This is a genomic window from Paenibacillus sp. JT22N12 (genome assembly GCF_056269365.1).
Genome location: NZ_JBWDNU010000001.1, coordinates 526,231 through 547,803, shown reverse-complemented (window position 1 = coordinate 547,803; position 21,573 = coordinate 526,231). Strand labels below are relative to the sequence as shown.

Genomic DNA, 21,573 nt, shown 5'->3' with positions numbered 1-21,573 from the left:
CATCCCAAAATCGGATTTGCCGCAGCGTGCGGTGAGAGCGCCATAGCTCTTGCTGCTGCTTTTATGACGGCAGTCGATCCACGATCATGATGATTGTCATGAAGGGTGGATAGATACATGAACCTGCCGCTTCGCCGTATAACGAAACTTTTCGTCGTATTATGAATGGCTCCATGCCTGCCGCACCGTTTATACTGGGCACGTAGCCACAAGAAACAGCATCGGCAAAGGAGAATTTGGATGGTTGAGGAGGCAAGCCAAGCAGAGGACAGCGTGCATGTACGTGATTTCGGCGCATCCGCCGATGATCCCGGCGACCAAGCGGGGGCGATTCGGGAAGCTATAGACTATGCGATAACGCACAGGCGCTCCAAAGTTATTTTCGATGCAGGCACATACACACTCACCAGCGCAGTCACCAATGAGGGGACAGCGAACCGCGATTGGAGCAGCAATCATCTCTTCATTGGCGGCTGCAGCGGATTGACGCTGGAAGGGCAATGTGATGCAGAGGGCAATCCCGCTACCATACTGGAGGGATATAACGGCGGAGAGAATCAGGTGTATCTGCCTTCGATTCTATGGGTCAGTCATTGCGATGACTTTGCTTTAAGAAATGTGAAGCTGACCAGAAGCCTGCCGTATTCCAGCGCCGGCATCATCACGGACAAGGGCGAGCATTACGTCGTTGTCGAAGTGTTTGAAGGCAATCCGGTTGTAAACGGCATGGCCTGCTATTGCGCCAACCGCTTCGATCTGACCTCGGGAGCGCTTGTCGGCGAAAGCGTCACTTACGGAACCGGTGCCGGCACGAACTGGTACCGGACCGGCAGCAGCTCAGGCAGAGCCATGCGGCTTGACAGCAGTGAAGTCGCGCGGCAGGTAGCCGTCGGGGAAGGGTTGTCATGGCACTTCGGCTCCCTGACCGATTTTCAGCTGCAATTCGAACACTGCAGCCGGCTGACGATCGACAATATTCATACGTCCAGCGCGAACGGGTTTGCCATGCAGACGGAATGCTGCTCCGATGTGAAGGCAGCGCGCGTCGTGTTCAAGCCGGAGGGCAGCCTGCTGTTCACCGCCCCCAGGGATGCCTGGAAGATTTATAAATGCAGCGGCGATTTTACCATAACCGATATGCATGTGGAAGGCGTACGCATGGACGGTCAAAATATGCACAGCACATTTCTTGTGCTGGAGCGGGTTATCGACCGGCGGACTGCGGTTTTTCAAGCCAAATGGAACTATGCTCCGCTCAGCCGGCACACCGGATTCGAGTTCTGGATCGGCACGGATACAGCCAGGCGGACGGTCGACACGTGGCGGCATGACGGATACCGGAATGGCGTGAATGTCTATACAGTTTCGTTCACGGACGATTTGCCGGACAACGTATCCGTGGGCACGAATGCGGTGCCGCAGTGCTGGAGCTTAAGCTCTTATTCTCTCGATGGAGGCCAATTCAGGAATGTGGCAGGCTGCGGACATGTGGTCCGATACGACAATGTGAGGATAAGCAGCGTAACTTATGCGAACCTGATGAATCAGGCGATCTTCATCGGCTGCGAATACCCGGGATTTCATGAAGCGGGACATCCGAAGAATGTACATATCCGAGGCTGCAGCTTTGACAATTGCGGTTATACGCCGCGAATGGGAGCCGTTGGCGCGATCGGCATCAATGCGGACGGTTTCGATGGGCCGTATATGGATGGAATTGTCATTGAAGATTGTCTGTTCCGCCATCTCGATACCGGCACCGATATCAGCGACGCCAAACGGGTAACGCTGCGGCGCAATCGTTATGAAGACGTCCGTACAAGGTACAGGCTTGATGACAACACGACGTCGGATCTTGTCTTCGAAGACGATTAAGAAAGATGGAAAGGCTGGTGCGGCCCATGCAGGCAAGCGTCGAAAGCATTATGAAGGAGAAGCCGCGCTCGCTCAGGCGGGATTCACTGAAGAAGTATATGATCCGCAATAAATGGCTGTACATTTTTCTGATCCCCGGTTTTTTATATTTGCTGATATTCAAATATGTGCCCATGCTGGGCATTGTCATTGCTTTCAAGGAATTAAGCCTCGTCAGAGGGATTTGGGACAGTCCCTGGGTCGGATTCGAGCATTTTGAATATTTATTCCAGGCCAAGGACTTCTATAAAGTGCTGCGGAACTCGCTGCTGCTCAGCCTGTACCAGCTGCTCTGGGAATTTCCGGCACCGATCATTCTGGCAGTTATGCTGAATGAAGTCAGGGGTATGGTGTTCAAGCGCGTATCACAGACGATCATGTACTTGCCGCATTTCATCTCCTGGGTCGTACTCGCGGGCATGATCGTCAACTTCCTGTCCCCTTCGACCGGCATGGTCAATTATGTGATCAAGTCTTTGGATATGGAACCGGTCAATTTTCTGCTGGACCCTGCTTATTTTCGTTCAATCATCATATCGGCGGAGGTGTGGAAAGGGATCGGCTGGGGCACAATCATATACTTGGCGGCCATGACGGGAATCGATCCGACGCTGTACGAATCGGCCAAGATGGATGGCGCAGGCCGGCTTCAGCAGATCCGGTTCATAACGCTGCCGGGCATTGTGACCACGATTATCGTGCTGCTTATTTTGCGGATCGGCAATATTCTTGACAATGGGTTCGAGCAGGTATTTCTACTGTATAATCCGCTGACGTACGATGTGGCCGACGTCTTCGAAACCTATACGTACCGGATCGGCCTGATCGACGGCAGATTGTCGTTTGCGGCTGCGGTCGGCTTGTTCAAATCGCTGGTCGGATTTGTGCTGATCATCATTGCGAACCGGATCGCGCGTATATTCGGAAATCAGATATGGTAGGTGGGAATTCAATGCAGAGACGCAGACGTCTTGAATGGTTCGATGGCGCAAATTATACGCTGCTGGTCATTGTTTGCATTATCATGCTGTACCCGTTTGTTAATGTGGCAGCTGTTTCGCTCAGCTCTTACAGCGCCTTTGTCGAGAATCCGATGATGGTCTGGCCGCGTCAGCTTAATTTCTCCGCATATGAACAAATATTGTCGCATCCGATCCTGCTGAGCAGCTATACGAACACCATTATTGTTACGATCAGCGGGGTGGTGCTCGGCATGTTTCTGTATATCATTACGGCATACCCCTTATCGAAAAAGCATCTGAAGGGCCGCAATGCATTTCTGCTGATCGTTATCTTCACCATGCTGTTCAACGGCGGGCTTATCCCGAACTTCTACCTGTTCCGGGAGCTCGGCTTGATCGATACGCTGATGGCGCTTATTCTGCCGCTGCTGCTGTCGGGCTTCAGCCTTATTCTGATGAAAAACTTCATGGAAAGCTTGCCCGAGGAGCTGGAGGAGGCGGCCAGAATCGACGGAGCGTCCGATCCGTACATTCTGTTCCGGATTGTCGTACCGCTGTCCAAGCCGATTATTGCCACATTATGCCTGTTTGCCGCGGTCGGCTACTGGAACAACTTTTTTAACGGCATTATCTATATACGGAGCGTGGAGAATTGGCCCTTGATGCTTTTCCTGCGTGAAATTATCGAAGGAACGCGGATGCAGGAGATTTCCGGGGGCGGCAATATGGCGGAGGCGGGGCGGAACGCGGTCGTGCCGGAAACGCTCAAATACGCGACTCTGATGGTGGTCATGATTCCGATTCTGTGCGTTTATCCCTTTGTGCAAAAATATTTCGTCAAAGGCATTATGCTTGGATCTGTAAAAGGTTAGAATGACTCCGACAGGAGTGTTCTTATATATTTTTTTCAATCAGGAGAGGGGTAGTACAAATGAACAAGACCATGAGAGGAACGCTGCTTGCGCTTATCGCTGCGGTGCTTCTGTTTACAGCGGCCTGCAGCGGAAGCAGCAACGGAAATGGCGGTACCGGAACGAAAGAGGGCGGCAGTGCGGGAAGCAGTGGCCAGACGGAAGCGGGAAGCGGCAAGGAGGAGCCGGTCAAGATCAAAATCATGGCGAATCACGAGCAGGCAAACCTGTCGGCTACAGACAAGAAATGGGTGGAGCAGGTTCAGAAGGATCTGAACGTGGAGCTGGAATTTGATATCCCGCCTGTTACCGGATACCAGGAGAGGGTGCAGCTCATGCTGGCGTCCGGAGACTACCCGGATCTGGTCTATTTCCCGGCCACCAATGATCAAAGCTTCCTCAATGCTGTCCGGGACGGCCTGATCGTGCCTGTGAACGATTACATTAAAAATGAGGAAAGCCTGATGAAATATACGTATGATGTGTCATGGAATGCGCTCAAAGTGCAGCAGGACGAGAAGATTTACGGCATTCCGAGAACGACGGTGATCCGTAATGACGCATTCTGGGTGCGCAAGGATTGGCTGAAAAATATCGGCTTTGCCATTCCGGACAATTCGGAAATTACAATTGATCAGTTTACGGAAATTTTGACGAAATTCACGAAGAATGATCCCGATGGCAACGGCAAGGACGATACGCACGGATATGCGGCGTTCGCCGATCCGAACAAGGTGCTGCAGCCTATTCTGACGAGCCAGTTTGGTGAGCTTGGCTGGCAGAAGTCGGAGGGAGGCGACTTCGAATATATGGACGCGATGTTTGACCGCAGCAGCAGCGCCTACAAGAACTCGCTTGCTTATACAGCGCAGCTGAGCAAGGACGGCCTGCTCGATCCCGATTCCGCCGTCAACAATTCAACAACCTCGCGCGAGCGGTTTATCCGCGGCATTACAGGTGTGATGTCCGGCTTCGCTGGTCATTATGGGTGGCATGCGGACGAGCTGAAGAAAATTAATCCGGATGCGGACATCACCTACCTGTTCGTGAAAAACGAAAAGGACGACAAAGTGGAAGGCGTTGGTTACGGAGTCGGCCTGTGGGGATTCTGGGGATTGACCAAAAACGCTAAAAATCCGCAAAAGGTAATCGATGTGCTGAATTACTATTTAAAAGATGACATCTATCCGACGATGCTGATCGGTTACGAAGGGCTCGACTACACGAAACAAGGCGGCAAGATGACCGCTGTCGAGGATAAGGAGTTAGCGCCGGTCCGGCTCAATACGATGCGTCGCGCAGGCGATACGGAAATTTACTTCTCTCTCACGACACCTCAGGACATTATCGACATGAGCACACCTTGGTTGAACAAATCGGTCGAATCTGTCGTATTGTCCAAAAATCTGGATTTCACGCCGGAGGCAGCGAAGAAACCGGATTATATGGATTACAAAAAAGTTTGGGATCAGACGATCATGAAGATTGTCCTTGGCCAAACGCCGGTCGATGAATTCGATAAGCTGCTTGCCGGATGGTATGATAACGGCGGCGAAGAATATGTGAAGGAGATGAATGAATTCATCAAAAGCACGGACAGCGGCCAATAAAATCGCGCGAAACAGGCGAAAGAGAAAGGGTGACGGGAGTCACCCTTTCTCTTTGTCGTATGCAGGGGGGAGGATGGAGGTTTTCACTGAGCGCCGGTATTCATTCGGTCCCAGGCCTGTCATTTTCTTGAACATGGTGGAAAAATAGGAATAATGGCGGAAGCCGACCTTCTCTGCCAATTCGTAATTGCGGAACCGTGCTTCTTCTAAATATTTCTTGGCTAATTCGATACGCTGCTCCAGGACATAGTCGATCACCGAAGTGCCGACCTCCTTCTTGAACAGATGCCCGAGATGGGATGGACTGAGCTCCACCTCCCGCGCAATTGTGTCCAGCGACAATTCATCCTGCAGATGCAGATGAATGTACTGCATGGCGCGGGCAATCTCGGGACGAATGGAGAGCTTGCTGCTCTGGATGCGCAGCATCCGCTGGAACCAGCCGTCAAGTCTCAGGATGGCGTCGAATAAGCTGCCGGCTTCCCGGAAGTCCGGCCATGGCGGAAGATGGCTGTCATTCACAAAAATCGTCTTCAGCTCTGTAAGCCAATCAGTAACATCGCCTGGCTGCTGCTTCATCTGCAGAAAAAAGGTTTTCGCCTTGTTCAAAAACCGCTGGAACGTTTTCGGATTCGGATCGGACGCCGCTTGTGCGGCCAGCCCGTTCAACCATGCGGCGTCTTCGCGTGACAAAGGCTGAAGCGGGAAACAATCCTCCGCATGAATGATGCGCGGACGTTCGTAATAGAACCGGTAGATCATTTGCCTGGCGGTCTTCTGATAGACGGCTTTCAGCTTGTGCAGCTCACTGAAAGGAGGACTGGCCGCACTTGCAAGCTGCAGCTTCAAATAATTCGACAGCGGCTCCTCCAGCCGGTTCTCGATCTGCCGGCACACCTGCCTGTAATGGTCCCGGGTAGTTACAGGACCGTTAAAGGTGATCAGAATAACGAATCGGCCGAAAAAGGCGGGAAGGATTTCGAACTGGCCGGGCAGCAGCGGCAGCAGCGGCAGCAGCGATTCGCGCACAATCTCCAGCATGCTGTATTCCACAAGCGACTGGTCGTTTTCGGGATATTTGGCGACGAACAGGGGCAGCGGATCGGCCTGGCACACAAGCATCAGGAAATGATCGGCCGTAAGCGTAATTCCGATTCCGCTGCTGCGCTGCAAGATTTCCTGGTCCTGGGTCAGCACGGAGGTAAGCAGCTGCTGGAAGAAGTGTCTGCGCAGCGGGTACCGGCTTGATTCGACCAGCCGCCTTTCGCGGTCCAATGCCACAACCCATCTGCGCTCCTTCTCCAGCTCCATGGAGGCGCGCTCCAAAGCAGCCTTCGTCTCAGCCAGATCGATTGGCGATTTCAATATATACCCGAAGGCGCCCTTCTGTACGGCTCTCTGCGCATAGGAGAAATCCCGGTGCGCAGTGAGGATGATGCATTTTGTATCCGGGAACGACGCAGCCATATGGTCAAGCAGCGTGAGGCCGTCCATGACAGGCATCGTAATATCGATCAGTGCCATATCGGGCTTCAGGCCGCCGCATAATTCAAGCGCCTCGGCCCCGTTCCCGGCTTCTCCAACGATTTCGTAACCCCAATCCGTCCACGGAAAGCTTTCCCTCACGTGCTGTCTTGCGATTGGCTCGTCGTCGACCAGTATGATTCGTTTCATGCAAGAGCCTCTCCTTTTTCATGTCAAATAGGTATGCTGCGAAGGGCCGATCGGCAATCTGATTGTAATACGGGTCCCCCGGTGTGCTTCGCTGCTTATTTCGATGCGGTATTCGACCCCGAACATTAACCGAAGCCGCTCATGTACATTCATCAGACCGATATGTTCGCCCGTCTGATCCTCACGTCCACGGTAATGTATGCGTGCCGTCAGCTCGTTCAGCGATTGTTCGTTCATGCCAACGCCGTCATCCTCGATGAGCAGCTCCCAGTAATGGTCCTCTAGTGCAGTGCTGATAAACAGCAGGCCTTCATTTTTGCTTGGAACAAGACCGTGGAAGATGGCATTTTCAACGAGGGGCTGCAGAATGAATTTGGGCAACTGCCGGTCAAGCGACAGCGGATCGATATCCATGTCGAATTCGAATTGGCCGGGATAGCGGCTTTTCATAAGCTGGACGTAGTTCCGGGCCGCATTCAATTCTTCCCGCAAGGTGACAGGAGCCGGAGACGCATCAAGCGTATAATGCAATTGATTCGTCAAAGCAGAAATCATCCGGTCCATCTGCTCGGACTTCCCCTGCCTGCCCATCATGCTGATTGTGTTCAGCGTATTGTACAGGAAATGCGGTTTAATTTGCATATGCAGCGCTTTGAAGTCGGATTGTTTCTTCTGTTCCTCCGTTTCCTTCAATTCATCGATAAGATCGCCGATTTTATGGGTCATTTTGTTGAAATGCATGGCCAGAAACCCGATCTCGTCCTGGCGGTTCAAGCGGACCTCGGCGTTCAGGTTGCCTGAGCTTACCTCGTTGATCGAGGCTGCGATCCTGCGGATTGGACGGCTGATGTAGCTGGAGATGAAAAACGATAGAGCAGTCGAGAGCAGCAGGGAAGCAAGCGCCAGCCACCAGGACAACCGGACGGAATAATCGAGGGGCTTCAGCAGATCGCTTTTGTTCATGATCCAGACGATTTGCCAGCCGGTAATGTCGTTCAGTCCGCGCGTTATAATAATCTCCCGTTCTGCCGCATCCTCCGTCTCGGTCTGAATCCAATCCTGCTGGAATAAAGCCGGATTGATGCCGCTCAGCGCGAAGCTGTGCGCGCGGTAGTCATACTGCATGTACGGCTCCCTGCCGAAGACCGGGCTGCGCTGACTGTCCAGCAGGACCAGCTCGCCGCTTGCGGAAGGGGTGTCGGTTGGAAGCAGCGCCTGGTACAAGCTGTCCAGATCGACGTCGAACATGAGGATATCGTGATTTCCTGCGGCGGAAGGAATGGCCAGCGCAGCAGTCAGCGTATGCCTGGAGACGTTCGAGAAGTACGGCCCGATCCAGTAGATGCGGTTGAATTCCGTCATCTGTTCAAGCTGTTTCATTAAATACGCATTTTTAGGCAGCTCCCAGCTGTTTAGCGATGTGCTGGCCAGAACCTCCCGGCCGGACATGACGTGAATATTGCTTACGTTCGGAATGAAATGGATCAGATTGCCGTTCAGCCATTGATTGATTTGCTCGTACTGCGCTTCGGCAAACCTCGTATCGTGGGCGATTGTAAGCAGGTTGGTGCGGATATGCTGCATATTCATTTCCAGGTAGCTGTCCGCTTTTTGCACCATCTGCACGGCATAGTTCATTTGTGAATCGACAAGGATGGCTGAGGAATATTTGTGATAGGAATAGCCCAGCAGCAAAATGAGAGACTCGAAGCAAACGAATGTGATAAGAAACACCTTGGGCGTAATCTGCAGCTTCTTGAGCCATTTCAAGTTCAGTAGGGGCATGTATTCTCTCCTTGGACGTTCTCTTGCTTCTATCATAATAAATAATACCGCCTGCATGGTAGAAAAAGCGGGATTGTTTAATTTTTCGTCGGATTGTGCAGGAGAAATCCGGATATTCCAGGAGCATGTGGTTTAAATGCACCCATCTTGGCTGCTTTTGCCCGATAGCCGATAGAAAATGAAATGTCGCCGTAGATTATTTTATTTACCCTTTGATGTAAGCGGATACAATAAAGCTTGTGATGGGGAGGCCAGGTCACTTGATAAACAAAGTTGAGAGTGGTCTCTTGCCCGTAAAAACAGGGGTTAAGACAGGTAGCATCTTGCCCGTTTTTTTCTGAAAGGAGGCGATGAAGCGGATTTACGGATTGGCAAGCGGTGGGGCAGAGAGGTATTCGATTCTACAAGAAATGGGAGGAAGTTTAATGAAAAAGCGAAAACGTATCAGGTTAACGTGGATCGGCGCGGCTGTCGTTCTGTTCTTGAGCGCATTCGGTTTACTGGATGTACAGCCGTCGCATGCCGATGGTCCGGCTGACACACTGCGGGACATTTACAGCACACAGGCGGGCAACGATTTATTTTATTTGACGGCTGCAGCCGGCTTCGAGAATGCCCAGTCGGTGTCGAACAGCACAACGACGTTTCACAGTGCGCCATATGCCTTGCGCTTGAAATTTACAGCGGGCTTTGACCGCGATATTGTCGGTTTACGGTTTATCAAGCCTGATTCGACGGCGGATACATTCGCTGTAACGCCGCAAATGAAAATCACCGGGGGGCTGGAGTTCTGGGTGAACCCGAAAGCGTCCCCCAGGGTGCCGAGCTTCTCGGTCGGACTTGTCAGCGACAGCGGCGGGAATCTGATCGAAACGCGGCTTCCGGTTTCAAAATATTTGAAGAGCGGCGACTATGCGGACAAATGGACGCGGATCGTCATCCCGTTCCAGGACTTTTCCGATACCGGCTTTTATTATGATCCCGCTACCCATCTGTCCACCTCCGCAGCGTTTGACTGGAGCCAAGTACGGGGATTGAATTTCTTCGCGGATACGACTGCGAGCGGGTACTATGATCCCAGCGTCGATAATATCCGTTTTATTACCTCGACCATCAAGCCTGTCACTGTTCAAGGGGAGCATATGGTGACAGATGCCGGAGATCCGGTACGCTTCTGGGGGATGAATCTGGTGTCGACCTACCCGACCCACGAGCAGGCGGACCATCTGGCGGCCAATCTGGATTCGCTTGGAATTAACGTCGTCCGGCTTCATCACCTGATGAGAAACAGTCTGGACTGGAACCCGATTTCCAAAATCGGCGCCCTGACGACGTATACCACGAATACGCGTGACCCGAACCTGGAAGCCTGGGACCGGTTCGATTATCTGAATGCGCAGCTGCGCGCACGCGGCATCTATATTCAGCTGAGCCTGGATTCATCCAGAAAATATCTGCCAGGCGATGTGGACATTATGCAAACCACCTCCCAGGACCGTACGGATTGGATGGCGGCCATGGATGCTTTGAACAAGATGCCGAGCAACGTCGATCTGGTGCGCCTTCTTCCGATGATCGACGAGCGTGCGGCGCGGCTCATGGAGGAGTTTGCGGGGAATTTGCTGACGCATGTCAATCCTTACACGGGCATTGCCTATGGCAGCGATCCGCAGGTGCTTTATTTGGAGACGATGAATGAGACCTCATCGGAATACGGCGTCACTGCCGGCAACAAGTTTGAGAGTACGGCGTTTCCGGCCGTTTCATACTGGAAAACGATTCTGAATACGAAGTGGGCGGCTTATACCGCGGCTCACGGAGTTGCGCCTTGCGACTTTTATGCCCCCACGACGACAGCGCAGAAGCTTGCACGCGGCGATTTCCTGCGGGAGCTCGATCAGAATTATTTTAACCGGATCAAAAGCTATGTGACAGGCTTGAATGTCCAGAAGCCGATGATCTTCTCCAATCTGTGGCGGGGAGAAAGCTTTCAGAAGATGCAGGCCGGCGTATCGGATTTGATTGAGGACCACAATTATGTCAACCCGCTGATTGTGAAGGATTTCGACGATGTATTCAATTCATTTACCAAATCCACAATAGCAGGCAAGCCGTTTTTTATCGGTGAAATCAACCAGCAGGAAGCGGCAGCCAGCCTGCCTGTCAATGCGCCGTACCGGAGCATGCTTTTACTGGCTGCCAGTGCATACGGATCGTTTAACGATTGGAGCGGCGTCGATTGGTTCGCATGGGAGCACGGCGACCGCATGCTCGGCAAGGACGGATGGTCGATGTGGGAGGAGCGCCAGCCCAATGTCCTTGGCGATATGGTCGGCGAAATGCAATCGGACGGCATGAATCTGGATCATCTGCGCACATCGGGCATCCTGTTCAAGCAGGGCTTGACTGCAAAAAGCACAAATCCGAAGACGATTTATGTGGATGATCCGACGGGGGCGACAGACTATAATTCGCTGATGACGCCCAAATATTCCATCAAGCCGGGATGGCAAAATATAAACAGCTTCCGGCGGACCTTTGGCCCTGTTCCGGCCTCTCAGCCCACGGCTCCTTATATGACAACTGCCCCTGCGAACCCGCTTGTTTCCGATACGGGGCAAATCGTCAAGAATACGCAGCGCAAACAGCTGACTATCGCTGCGCCGCAGGCGGAAGCGTTCAGCGGATTGCTGGACAGCCAGCCCCCTGCGCTGTTAAACCGGCTGCAAATTACAGGCAGCAGCGGGTCCGCCACGGTGATCATGGTTTCGAACGACGGGAACGATTTCCCGGATGCCCAGAAGCTGATCGTCAGCAGAACAGCGCTGGATGCGGCGAATAATGAAATTACCGGCCCGCAAATCAAGCTGAAGCAGCTTAAAGCGTCTACCGGCACCAAGGCCTGGTATATCAAACGGACGCGTCCGCGGGGCGAGACGGGCTATGAGCAGCTGGCCATGACGACACCGGGAGAGCTGAACCTTCCGGCCGACGCCTGGCATGAAATCGAGCTGGAATACGCGCCGATCGGAAGCCTGCCAACCCGTCAATCCACCGCTCAACCCGGCGATCTGATCCGTCCGGTGTTTGATGACAGCTTTCTCATCTCCGGCGTTCTGGGGACCGCCCAAGGCGGATATTCGATGAATTCGGGATACGCGATCGACAGCAGTACCGTATTTACCCCGGCGGAAGGAACCAAGTCGCTGAGATTGAAATTTACGGCAGGCTTCGATCCTTCGCTTGTCGGCATTAATTTTACAAATTCGGCTTCCAAATCAGTGCTCATGGATTATACATCGCTTGAAAATACAGCGGGCATTCATTTCTGGGTGTACACGAAGCGAAAAGTCGACAGCTTATCGGTTGAGCTTACAAGCGACAATAACGGGAAGCTGGTGGAGAGCAGGGTGCCGCTATCCAATTATTTGACAGCAGCCGATTACGGCAACAAGTGGGTGGAAGTGACGATTCCGTTCTCCGCATTCCCGGATACGGGCGTTTACTATGACAGCGCGACAAGCCTGCCAACAACGATGCCTTTCCTGTGGAATCGGGTCAAGGGCATAGGATTCTATGCTTCAACTGTTACAGGCGGCTATTATGATCCATATGTCGATGATATCCGCATTGTAAAAAATTAACAAAAAAATCCAGGTGTCGATCAATCCGACACCTGGACTTTTTCGCTTTGAGCCAGAAAATCTGGTGACAACAGCCATTGGAAGCAGCTTCCGAACGCTTAGCCCGCCCTTGAATTTTCTCTTCTAAGGCGACTGAATAAGCGTCCTGTATTTCTGCGGATGCATACCGGTATATTTCTTGAACACGGTGCTGAAATAAGTCGCATTCTCATAGCCGACCATTTCGGCGATTTCCAGGATTTTCAGATCGGGCGACTTCATCAGCTCCTTGGCCGCTTCCATCCGCACCTTCATCACATATTCCGTAATGTTTTCACCGGTCTCCTGCTTGAAGATCAGGCTGATATAGTTCGGAGACAGGAAGACCTCCTCCGATAACCGCGCAATCGTTATGTTTTCCATATAATTTTGCGAGATGATCGCTTTAATTTTATTGATCATGTGGCTGTTCTTCTGGTTATGCTTGGCGGCAAAATAACCGGTCAATTCCCCGAACAGCGACAGCAGCATCGCACGCAGCTCCGAAACATCGCGTTTCGCATAAACCTCGCCGAATCTGGCGGAGAAATCGGCCCCGGCCTGCTCGATGCTTTCGCCCATTTCGTAGAACGATTTGGAAGCCATATTAATCAGCTCGATACAAACGCTTTGCACATATCCGACAGGGCAATTGCGGTCTGCGCATACGGAATCGAAAATATCGTTCACCTTAAGCGTCGCCTCTTCCCGATTGCCCAGCTTCATGGCATTGATGAGCTTGTTCTGGTCGTCGTACAGCTTGGGATATTCCACGACAAAGCGGTTCGACTTGAAATCGCTGATTTGCAGAATTGAATTTTTGCCGGTAAAAAATTTGTATTCGATGGCCGAGCGGGCTTCGCGGTACGAATAGTGCAGTTGAAGCATGCTGTGCACAGGCTCGCCAATCCCTGCGGATATGGGAATTTTCAAATATTCGTTGATGGAACCGATCATCTCCTGGCAGATATCGAGATGCCGGCTGGTGCCGGGGGCGACCGGATCGAACAGGACGACAAACTCATTCTCGTTCATGCAAAAAGCAATCCCCGCATCATGCCGATTGACGATTTCCTCCATAATGTTGTTGATGGAGAAGCTCAGCAGCTGCCTGTTCTCCTCGTTGTACCGCTCGATCGCCTTCTCGTATTCGTCGATTTGGAACGCCGCCACGCAGCGCATGCTGGACAGATCAAGAGGAAGCTCGAAAAAATTCAGCTTGTCAAGCACCTCCTGCTCGCTCTTGTACATGCCAAGCACCAGATTAGCGAAGAATTTCTCCCGCAGCGCAGGCATATTCTCCTGCAGCTGACGCTTGAGGCGAATGGCAAGCTCCTCCCGGCTGCGCTCGGCCGCAATGGAGGCGACGACCTTGCTGACCGTCTCCTGCAGCTCGGGAATTTTGATCGGCTTCAGGATATATCCGTCCGCCTTCAGGTTGAGAGCAGTCTGCGCATAATTAAAATCCTGCGCCCCGCTGATAATAATAATCCGGACCGGATCGCCCAGGTCCTTCAGCTTCAGCGCAGCCTCGAGACCGTCGATCATCGGCATGCGGATATCGGTGAGCAGAATGTCCGGCTTCAGCTCCAGGCACAGATCGAACGCTTCTTGGCCGTCGGCGGCGACTGCCGCGATTTCGATGCCCATCTCATCCCACGGAACGACTTCCTTCAAGCCTTCTCTTACATTGTATTCGTCATCCGCTATAATCATCTTCAGCATCTTCCACTATTCCCTCCAATGTCGTCAGACACGGAAACCTGACCGTGACGGTCACTCCCGGACCCTCATGACGGCTGTAATGAATCCCCGATTCCGCGCCGAACAGCTGTTTAATCCGGCGGTTTACATTAATCATGCCGAATGAGCTGCCGTTTCTTTTGCCGTCGTCTTCAAGCATGGCATTCAGCTCATCGATATCCGCCCCGATGCCGTTGTCGCTGATTTCGATGATGATCCAATTATCCGACTTTCGGGCTTTAATGGCGATCATGCCTTTCCCGCGCCTTCTCTCGATGCCGTGCAGGAGAGAGTTCTCAACAAGCGGCTGCAAAATCAGCTTGACGGCGTAATGGCCGTACACCTCCGGCTCCACCTCGATCGAATATTCCAGCCGTTCCCTGAAGCGCACCTGCTGAATCGACAAGTAGCTCTCCACCTGGCGGAATTCATCCTCGACACGGATGACATTGCGCCCTTTGCTCAAGCTGTAACGGAAGAAATCGGAGAGGGAGGTGACCATCTGGCTGATTTCCGGAACCTTGTGACGCAGCGCGATCCAATTGATCGAGTCCAGCGTATTGTACAGGAAATGCGGATTGATCTGCGCCTGCAGCGCCTGCAGCTCCGCTTCCTTCTTTTTGACCTCGCTTACGTACAATTTATTGATCAGTTCCTTGATTTGCTTTATCATCTTGTTATATTGACTGAATAAGTAGGTGAATTCATCCTTTCGCGAATACTGGATTTGCAGATCGAAATTACCTTCCTGCGCAAACGACATCGATTTGATAAATTTGCGGATCGGACTTGTAATGTTATTGGACAGCAGCAGAGCGATCAGAAAGGCCAGAATCATGCACAGCGCCAATACGACATACATCACCTTGCGGAAGGAGACAAGCTTGCCGTTCAGGTCGCTGATGGGGGATATGGATACGACCGTCCAATCGAACTCTCCGATATGCCGGTAGGAGACGAGCATTGCCTTGCCGTCCATCTGCTCTTCGAAGGATTCGGATTGCTGGCCGAGCTTATCGTTCATCAGCTTGCGGATATACGGCTCGGAGGACAGGTTGCGGTTCAGCTGCGACGTATCGGGACTTACAACGACGCTGCCCTTGCTGTCGATGATAAGCACCGAGCTATTGACGGATGGCTTCAACTGGTCGAGTATACGGTTGAAATCGTCCACGTCGTCTTCAATGGTGAGCAGGCCGACGTAGGGAATGATCGCATTGTTCAGGCCGAACAGCCGCTTAGCCAGCATGATCGTGTACACATTGGGCTGCGCGGGTGAATTGGCATGAAGTCCGACAATGGAATAACGCGATTTTTGAGGCAGCTTGACGTACCACTGCTCCGTCTCGATTTGACTGATGATGGACACATTCCGGGAGAAATTGTACTGCAAATATTCCGGCCGGTCCATCATATACAGCTTCGATATATATTGATGCTGGTCATCTCTGGGCAAATCGTAGCTGTTGATGATTTTGTTCAAATTGGTCAGCTCATTCAAGATTCCGACTCCGACAGGGCGTTCAGCGGAAAGAATATCGGTCATATCCGGATTCAAGTAAATGGAATCGGCGATGCCGTTCATCTCTTCGAATTTTTTGAGCAGCATCGTTTCGACCATGTTCAAGTTTTTTTGCACGGATACCTTGATGTTTTCCGTTATCGTCTGGTAGGATTCGTTGTAGATCGTCACGGAAATAATGGACGTCGGGAGAATGACCAGCAGCAGGAAGTACAGCAGCAGCCGGTATTTCAAGCTGATCGGGTAGAATGGATAATAGGCGGCCAATTTCCGGAACATATATAATGCCTCCTTTGTCAGTGAATAAGCAATTTTACGCAGATTGAAAGCGTTTTACCCGAAGCTTGTCTCCATATTATAAAAGAAGGGACCATATAAATGAACAAAAGCTTTCGTACGCGATTATCGAAATGGTTCCTTGCTCTCATTACGGCTGCTATCTGTCTGAGCGGATGCTCGCAGAAGGAGAACGCCGTTCAGCAGGCAGATCCGTCAGGAGCGGATGAGCAAAGCAAAACGATTACGCTTGCCGTTCAATCGAATGTGGAGACGAAGCCGCTGGAGAGCCTGATCAATCAATTCAATGCGGCTCACCCCGGCTATACTGTCCAGCTATTGAAGCTTCCGCTCGACCGGTATGATGAAATCCTGAACATGCGGATGACCTCAGGAGAAGGACCGGATGTGTTTCAGCTCGAGACCGGGTGGCTTGCAACGTACATTTTCAAAAACTGGCTCGTTGATTTGTCGACTGTCGTAGACAGCCAGTTTCTGAAGGCATTCCCCAAATGGGTGATGGATTACACGAGGGAGAACAGCCATTTCTATGCGATTCCTTCGGAAATCATGACGCTTCGGCTTATTTACAACAAGGAACTGCTGAAGAACGCCGGTTTGAATCCGGACAGTCCCCCGACTACTTTACAACAATTGAGAAGCGATGCCAATCAAATTTCCAAGGCGGGAACGGGTTACCGCAGGTACGGCTTCGCCCTTCCGGCAGGCGATGACGGGGCGTTCCGCAAGGCGCTCGAAATGGCGGGCACTTACAGCGGCGTCTATCACTATGATTTCAGCAAGGGAAGCTACGACTTCACCGTGTACAAACCCTGGTTTCAAACCATGCTGGCGATGAAAGAGGAAGGCGGTTTGTTTCCCGGAGAAACGTCGCTGCAGAGCGACACCGCTTTAACCCAATTCTCGGAAGGGAACATCGGGATGATGTTCGTGACCGACCGCGACTTCGCGCTTCTAAGCGGCATGAGAACGATGGATTTTCCGCTCGGCATCGCGATGCCGCCCTTATTGTCGGCATCGGATAAAGGAAAAGGCGCTTTGATGGTATCTCCGGAATCGCCGTTCGTCATCAATGCGTATACGGAGCATGAGGAGGAGGCGGCTGATCTGTGGAAGCTTCTGCATTCAAGCACATTCATGGGAGAACAGTATAAGCAAGGCTACACCATACCGGTCCTGAAAGAAATTATCGATGATCCCGGGTACCAGCCGACGCTGGATAATTTCGATCAATTTTTGCCTGGCGGTGAAGAATCGCCTTATCCTAAGGAACCGAAGTTTATATTGCAGAGTGAGCAAACCCCGTCCTCTCCGAAAAATTTGGGCGACGGGCTGCGCATGAAGGCGTACAGGGATATTTTGCAGGGGATAGGCCCGCCGGAGGAAATTCTGGAGGAGCTGTCGCGGCAATATAATCATTCGCTGGACGACGCCGTCTCTAAAAATCTGATCAGCTTTAACGAATATGTGAACCCCAGGTTCGATCCACGGCAGCCATTAGGCGAAACACAATAGATTATTAAAAGTAGTCATAGATTATTTAATTCAGTTTCAGCGGAAAACAACCTATACTGAAACCGTAATCATTTACATCATAGCTGGAGGGGTTCCAATGAAACAAAGAAGAAGGCTTTTTACCAGTATGCTTGCTCTCGTAATCGTGTTGACGATGGTGCTTGCAGGATGCTCGCAGAATGGCAAGTCAGGCAGCAATGCGGATGAGAGCGGACAAAGCAATACGCCAAGCGACAACACGCAGAATAATGCTAATGCGCCAGCAGCTGAACCGGAGAAGCCGGTTCTGGATCCGGTTGAGCTGTCGATTTACTATCCGGGAACCGAGCAAAAAGACACAGCAGCAGTCGAAGAGGAATTAAACAAGCAGCTGAAGGACAAAATCAATGCAACGATCAAAATTCATGCTATCGACTGGGGCAGCTGGGCTCAGAAAATCAATTTGATGGTATCCTCCGGCGAACCATTCGATCTGATGTTCACAGCAGGCTGGGATAACTTCAGCGGTAATGTGGCCAAAGGAGCATTCCTTGAACTGAACGACCTGATCGATCAATACGCACCGGAAATGAAAAAACAAATCAATCCGTTTTATCTGACAGGCACAGCGGTAAAAGGAAAAAATTACGCAGTTCCGGTCGAAAAGGAGCTTGCCAGCCAATTCGGTATCGTTCTGAATCAATCGATGGTCGACAAATACAAATTTGATTTGACTACAATCAAAACGTTTGCGGACCTTGAGCCGATGCTCCAAACGATCAAAGAAAATGAGCCGGATGTGACGCCGTTCTGGGCCAACCGCAACGTTGTCGGCGATCTTCCGATCGAAGCTGTAGGCAATAACCAGGTCCCTGGCGCAATCATGATTGGCGACACGAATGCGAAGATCATCAACCAGTTTGAAACGCCGGAAATGAAGGATTTACTGAACCTCATGCGCAGCTGGAACCAAAAAGGGTATTTCCAGGAGGATCCTGCTACGAAGAAGGACGCCGCAGCAGCTAATAAAGCAGGCAAAGTGTTCGCGCAGTGGCAGCAGCTGAAGCCGGGTAAGGACGCGGAGCTTAGCACAAGCTTCGGACAAAAGCTTGTGCAGGTGGAGCTCACCCCTCCATATACGACGAATGGCGATCTGAACGGATCGATGACTGCGATTTCCCGTACATCCAAGAATCCTGAACGCGCCATGATGCTCATCAACCTGCTCCATACGGATGCGCAGTTGGTAAATACGCTGGTTAACGGCGTTGAAGGCAAGCATTATGTGAAGTCCAGCGACAATATCATCAAGCTGCCTGATGGCGTACAAGCAGGCGGAAGCGGTTATACACCGGGCATCAACTATATGTTTGGTAATCAATTCCTTAATTATCTGTGGGATAATGAAGATTCGCAAAAGTGGGAGAAATTCCAGGCATTCAATGACTCTGCGACGCAATCCGCGCTGCTTGGCTTCAGCTACGATGCGGAGCCTGTGAAAAATGAAGAATCAGCTATCGTTAATATTTTCGAAGCTTATATTGACGGCTTGACGACAGGTGTTATGGATCCGGCCAAAGATCTGCCTGATTTCCTCGATAAAATGAAAAAAGCCGGTTCGGATAAAGTGCTGGCCGAGAAGCAAAAGCAGATTGACGCATTTATGGCTGCCAAATAAAATAATGCTCCATTGAACATGCAAGCATCTCAGGCCGGCAGCCATAGCCGGTTTGGGATGCTTGTTTTTGCATGCCCGGAAAGGCAATAGATATTTTAAAGCTTTCATAGATTGTTTTATTCAAGAACCTGACCTTGAATTATAAAATGAAAGTACAACATACAAAAAGAGGAGAGGGCTTGACTGCATGAGACGCAATTTTCTGTTTAGGATCTTCCGATATCGCGCTTTATTTCTGATGCTGCTTCCTGCAGCGGCAATATTGATTTTCAACAATTATATACCGATGTTCGGGGTCATTGTCGCCTTCAAGAACTATAATTTCGACGGGGGCATATTGGGGAGTCCATGGGTCGGATTGGAGAACTTCAAATACCTGTTTCAGACGGAGGACGCCTGGAACGCGACCCGCAACACGGTCCTGTACAACGCGGTATTCATCTTCCTGAACACGGCAGTCGCTATTTTCCTGGCGATCGCGCTGAATGAATTAAGGAACCGCAAAATGGCCAAATTTTTTCAAAGCAGCCTGCTGTTTCCCTACTTCCTTTCATTCGTCGTCGTCAGCTATCTGGTATATGCCTTTATTGGCGGAGGCTTTGGCTTTCTCAACAAAGCGATCCTCGAACCGCTCGGGTTTGATTCCATCTCCTGGTACAGCGAGCCCAAATATTGGGTCTACATTTTACCGCTTGTGAATCTGTGGAAAAACGTCGGCTACACCATGGTCGTCTATCTTGCGGCAATTGTCGCGATCGATCATGAATATTATGAGGCTGCCGTCATCGATGGCGCTTCAAAATGGCAGCAGATCAAGAAAATCACAATTCCGCTCATGCTTCCAGTTATTATCGTCATGGTCATTCTGCAGGTCGGCCGGATCTTCAATGCGGATTTCGGACTGTTCTTCCAGGTTCCGCTCAACTCCGGTCCGCTTTATCCGACGACCAACGTCATCGATACCTTCGTCTACCGGTCCTTCCTGCTGACCGGAAATGTAGGGATGTCGGCAGCCGCCGGATTCTACCAGTCGATCGTGGGCTTGATCATCGTCTTTGCGACCAACATGGCGGTACGTCGAATCAGCAAAGAAAACGCGATGTTTTAAATTCCGCTGAAATAGACAGGCTGCGCTTGCGGAAACGTCTTCCGATCGCTATTGTCCCCAGATTTCCCTGAATTTATAAATTCTTTAGAGGTGGAAATCCCGTGGACAAAGGCGAACGCTTACGCTTCTCCAGACTATTTCCGCCTGCTCCGCCGGTTAATCACCGGACTTACAAACAAATGCTAATGAACGCAGCGCATGCAGAAACATCTTCCGCCCGCTTCGCTATAAATCACCGAGTTTTTAAGTGTTTAGGAGGAACAAGAGAATGTCTACCAACAGTCACGAAGCCGCAGGGCGCGTCAATGAATCGCAATCGTACAATTACAGCAACAAAATCTCGACAGGCTCGAATGTGGCGCTGAACGTTATGTTCTGGTTAATCAGCCTCGCATGTTTGTTTCCACTGCTGCTGGTGGTGTCCGTATCCTTCACGGACGAACGGTCCATTGTGGAATTCGGCTATAATATCATTCCAAAAGATTTCACCCTGTATGCATATGAGTACTTGTTCAAGGATGCGGAGAAGATCGTTCGCGGATACGGAATTTCGATCCTCGTGACCGTCATCGGCACGGTCATCAGCCTGATTGTTACTTCCTTGTTCGCTTATCCGATTTCCCGAAAAGATATGCCTTACCGGAACTTTTTGGCGTTTTTCGTTTTTTTCACTATGCTCTTCCATGGCGGACTTGTTCCCTGGTACCTGACGTACTCTGCTGCCGGATTGAAGGACACGTTGGCGGCGCTGATTATCCCGCTGCTCGTCGCGCCTTTTAATATCATCATTATGCGTATTTTCTTCATGAATACGATACCGGATTCGCTCATCGAATCGGCCAAAATCGACGGCGCGGGGGAATTCAGAATCTATGCCAGAATTATTCTTCCCTTGTCCCTGCCGGTTATGGCGACGATTGGTCTATTCCAGACCTTGGCCTATTGGAACGATTGGTATACGAGTATGGTGTTCATTAACGACGACAAACTGGTCAGCCTGCAGTACCTGATGTACAAAGTAATCACACAGATTCAATATTTGAATTCCGGCATGGTGGATGCCTCGGTAGCCGGGGGAGAGCTGGCGAAGGTGCCTACAGAAACGGTGCGGATGGCGATGGCCATCATCGGTATCGGTCCGATCATATTCGTTTATCCGTTCCTGCAAAAATATTTTGTAAAAGGATTGACGGTAGGAGCGGTGAAAGGCTAG

At 51.2% G+C, this 21,573-nt stretch carries 13 protein-coding genes; 9 read left to right on the top strand and 4 right to left on the bottom strand.

Annotated elements, in window-relative coordinates; genetic code table 11:
• Positions 1-240 precede the first annotated feature (240 nt).
• Genes AC0YOA_RS02315 through AC0YOA_RS02300 form a run of 4 tightly spaced genes read left to right on the top strand, consistent with a single transcriptional unit; the run spans position 241 to position 5,397 of the window.
• Positions 241-1,875: a hypothetical protein gene (locus AC0YOA_RS02315; protein ID WP_475785225.1), complete on the top strand. Its 1,635-nt coding sequence runs from the start codon at positions 241-243 to the stop codon at positions 1,873-1,875.
• A gap of 5 nt (positions 1,876-1,880) precedes the next feature.
• Positions 1,881-2,855 (top strand): ABC transporter permease, encoded by a 975-nt coding sequence (locus tag AC0YOA_RS02310; protein WP_475766312.1) that lies wholly within the window; start codon positions 1,881-1,883, stop codon positions 2,853-2,855.
• An 11-nt stretch (positions 2,856-2,866) separates the two neighbouring features.
• Positions 2,867-3,748, top strand: a complete 882-nt coding sequence (locus AC0YOA_RS02305) for a carbohydrate ABC transporter permease (protein WP_475785224.1) — start codon at positions 2,867-2,869, stop codon at positions 3,746-3,748.
• Positions 3,749-3,807: 59 nt separating this feature from the next.
• Positions 3,808-5,397 carry an extracellular solute-binding protein gene (locus tag AC0YOA_RS02300; RefSeq protein ID WP_475785223.1) on the top strand — a complete coding sequence of 530 codons (1,590 nt, stop codon included), beginning with the start codon at positions 3,808-3,810 and terminating at the stop codon, positions 5,395-5,397.
• A gap of 39 nt (positions 5,398-5,436) precedes the next feature.
• Here AC0YOA_RS02300 and AC0YOA_RS02295 read toward each other — a convergent pair whose 3' ends face one another.
• Together AC0YOA_RS02295 and AC0YOA_RS02290 are read right to left on the bottom strand one after the other, a co-directional pair.
• On the bottom strand, positions 5,437-7,071 hold the full coding sequence (locus AC0YOA_RS02295; RefSeq protein WP_475785222.1) for a response regulator transcription factor: 1,635 nt from the start codon (positions 7,069-7,071) through the stop codon (positions 5,437-5,439).
• An 18-nt stretch (positions 7,072-7,089) separates the two neighbouring features.
• A complete protein-coding gene (locus AC0YOA_RS02290; RefSeq protein ID WP_475785221.1) occupies positions 7,090-8,856 on the bottom strand; it encodes a sensor histidine kinase in 1,767 nt (588 codons plus the stop codon).
• A gap of 425 nt (positions 8,857-9,281) precedes the next feature.
• Here AC0YOA_RS02290 and AC0YOA_RS02285 point away from each other — a divergent pair, with 425 nt between their 5' ends.
• Positions 9,282-12,500, top strand: a complete 3,219-nt coding sequence (locus tag AC0YOA_RS02285; protein WP_475785220.1) for a hypothetical protein — start codon at positions 9,282-9,284, stop codon at positions 12,498-12,500.
• A 123-nt stretch (positions 12,501-12,623) separates the two neighbouring features.
• Here AC0YOA_RS02285 and AC0YOA_RS02280 read toward each other — a convergent pair whose 3' ends face one another.
• Together AC0YOA_RS02280 and AC0YOA_RS02275 are read right to left on the bottom strand one after the other, a co-directional pair.
• Positions 12,624-14,243, bottom strand: a complete 1,620-nt coding sequence (locus AC0YOA_RS02280; RefSeq protein ID WP_475785219.1) for a response regulator transcription factor — start codon at positions 14,241-14,243, stop codon at positions 12,624-12,626.
• A complete protein-coding gene (locus AC0YOA_RS02275) occupies positions 14,218-16,062 on the bottom strand; it encodes a cache domain-containing sensor histidine kinase (RefSeq protein ID WP_475785218.1) in 1,845 nt (614 codons plus the stop codon). The genes AC0YOA_RS02280 and AC0YOA_RS02275 overlap by 26 nt, the downstream gene beginning before the upstream one ends.
• A 99-nt stretch (positions 16,063-16,161) precedes the next feature.
• On the opposite strand from AC0YOA_RS02275, the gene AC0YOA_RS02270 reads away from it, so the two are divergent.
• The 4 genes from AC0YOA_RS02270 (at position 16,162) to AC0YOA_RS02255 (ending at position 21,573) form a co-directional block, all read left to right on the top strand.
• Positions 16,162-17,595 (top strand): ABC transporter substrate-binding protein, encoded by a 1,434-nt coding sequence (locus AC0YOA_RS02270; RefSeq protein ID WP_475785217.1) that lies wholly within the window; start codon positions 16,162-16,164, stop codon positions 17,593-17,595.
• Between the two features lie 97 nt (positions 17,596-17,692).
• Positions 17,693-19,252, top strand: coding sequence for an ABC transporter substrate-binding protein (locus AC0YOA_RS02265; RefSeq protein ID WP_475785216.1), 1,560 nt, complete (start codon positions 17,693-17,695; stop codon positions 19,250-19,252).
• A gap of 187 nt (positions 19,253-19,439) precedes the next feature.
• Positions 19,440-20,360 (top strand): ABC transporter permease, encoded by a 921-nt coding sequence (locus AC0YOA_RS02260; RefSeq protein ID WP_210046463.1) that lies wholly within the window; start codon positions 19,440-19,442, stop codon positions 20,358-20,360.
• A 268-nt stretch (positions 20,361-20,628) separates the two neighbouring features.
• Entirely contained in the window at positions 20,629-21,573 is a 945-nt protein-coding gene (locus AC0YOA_RS02255; protein ID WP_210046462.1) for a carbohydrate ABC transporter permease, read from the top strand.

What these genes read in the sequence shown, in the direction of transcription:
- AC0YOA_RS02315 (WP_475785225.1), top strand. Translation starts at nt 241, where the DNA reads ATGGTTGAGGAGGCAAGCCAAGCAGAGGACAGCGTGCATGTACGTGAT.
- AC0YOA_RS02310 (WP_475766312.1), top strand. Translation starts at nt 1,881, where the DNA reads ATGGAAAGGCTGGTGCGGCCCATGCAGGCAAGCGTCGAAAGCATTATG.
- AC0YOA_RS02305 (WP_475785224.1), top strand. Translation starts at nt 2,867, where the DNA reads ATGCAGAGACGCAGACGTCTTGAATGGTTCGATGGCGCAAATTATACG.
- AC0YOA_RS02300 (WP_475785223.1), top strand. Translation starts at nt 3,808, where the DNA reads ATGAACAAGACCATGAGAGGAACGCTGCTTGCGCTTATCGCTGCGGTG.
- AC0YOA_RS02295 (WP_475785222.1), bottom strand. Translation starts at nt 7,071, where the DNA reads ATGAAACGAATCATACTGGTCGACGACGAGCCAATCGCAAGACAGCAC.
- AC0YOA_RS02290 (WP_475785221.1), bottom strand. Translation starts at nt 8,856, where the DNA reads ATGCCCCTACTGAACTTGAAATGGCTCAAGAAGCTGCAGATTACGCCC.
- AC0YOA_RS02285 (WP_475785220.1), top strand. Translation starts at nt 9,282, where the DNA reads ATGAAAAAGCGAAAACGTATCAGGTTAACGTGGATCGGCGCGGCTGTC.
- AC0YOA_RS02280 (WP_475785219.1), bottom strand. Translation starts at nt 14,243, where the DNA reads ATGCTGAAGATGATTATAGCGGATGACGAATACAATGTAAGAGAAGGC.
- AC0YOA_RS02275 (WP_475785218.1), bottom strand. Translation starts at nt 16,062, where the DNA reads ATGTTCCGGAAATTGGCCGCCTATTATCCATTCTACCCGATCAGCTTG.
- AC0YOA_RS02270 (WP_475785217.1), top strand. Translation starts at nt 16,162, where the DNA reads ATGAACAAAAGCTTTCGTACGCGATTATCGAAATGGTTCCTTGCTCTC.
- AC0YOA_RS02265 (WP_475785216.1), top strand. Translation starts at nt 17,693, where the DNA reads ATGAAACAAAGAAGAAGGCTTTTTACCAGTATGCTTGCTCTCGTAATC.
- AC0YOA_RS02260 (WP_210046463.1), top strand. Translation starts at nt 19,440, where the DNA reads ATGAGACGCAATTTTCTGTTTAGGATCTTCCGATATCGCGCTTTATTT.
- AC0YOA_RS02255 (WP_210046462.1), top strand. Translation starts at nt 20,629, where the DNA reads ATGTCTACCAACAGTCACGAAGCCGCAGGGCGCGTCAATGAATCGCAA.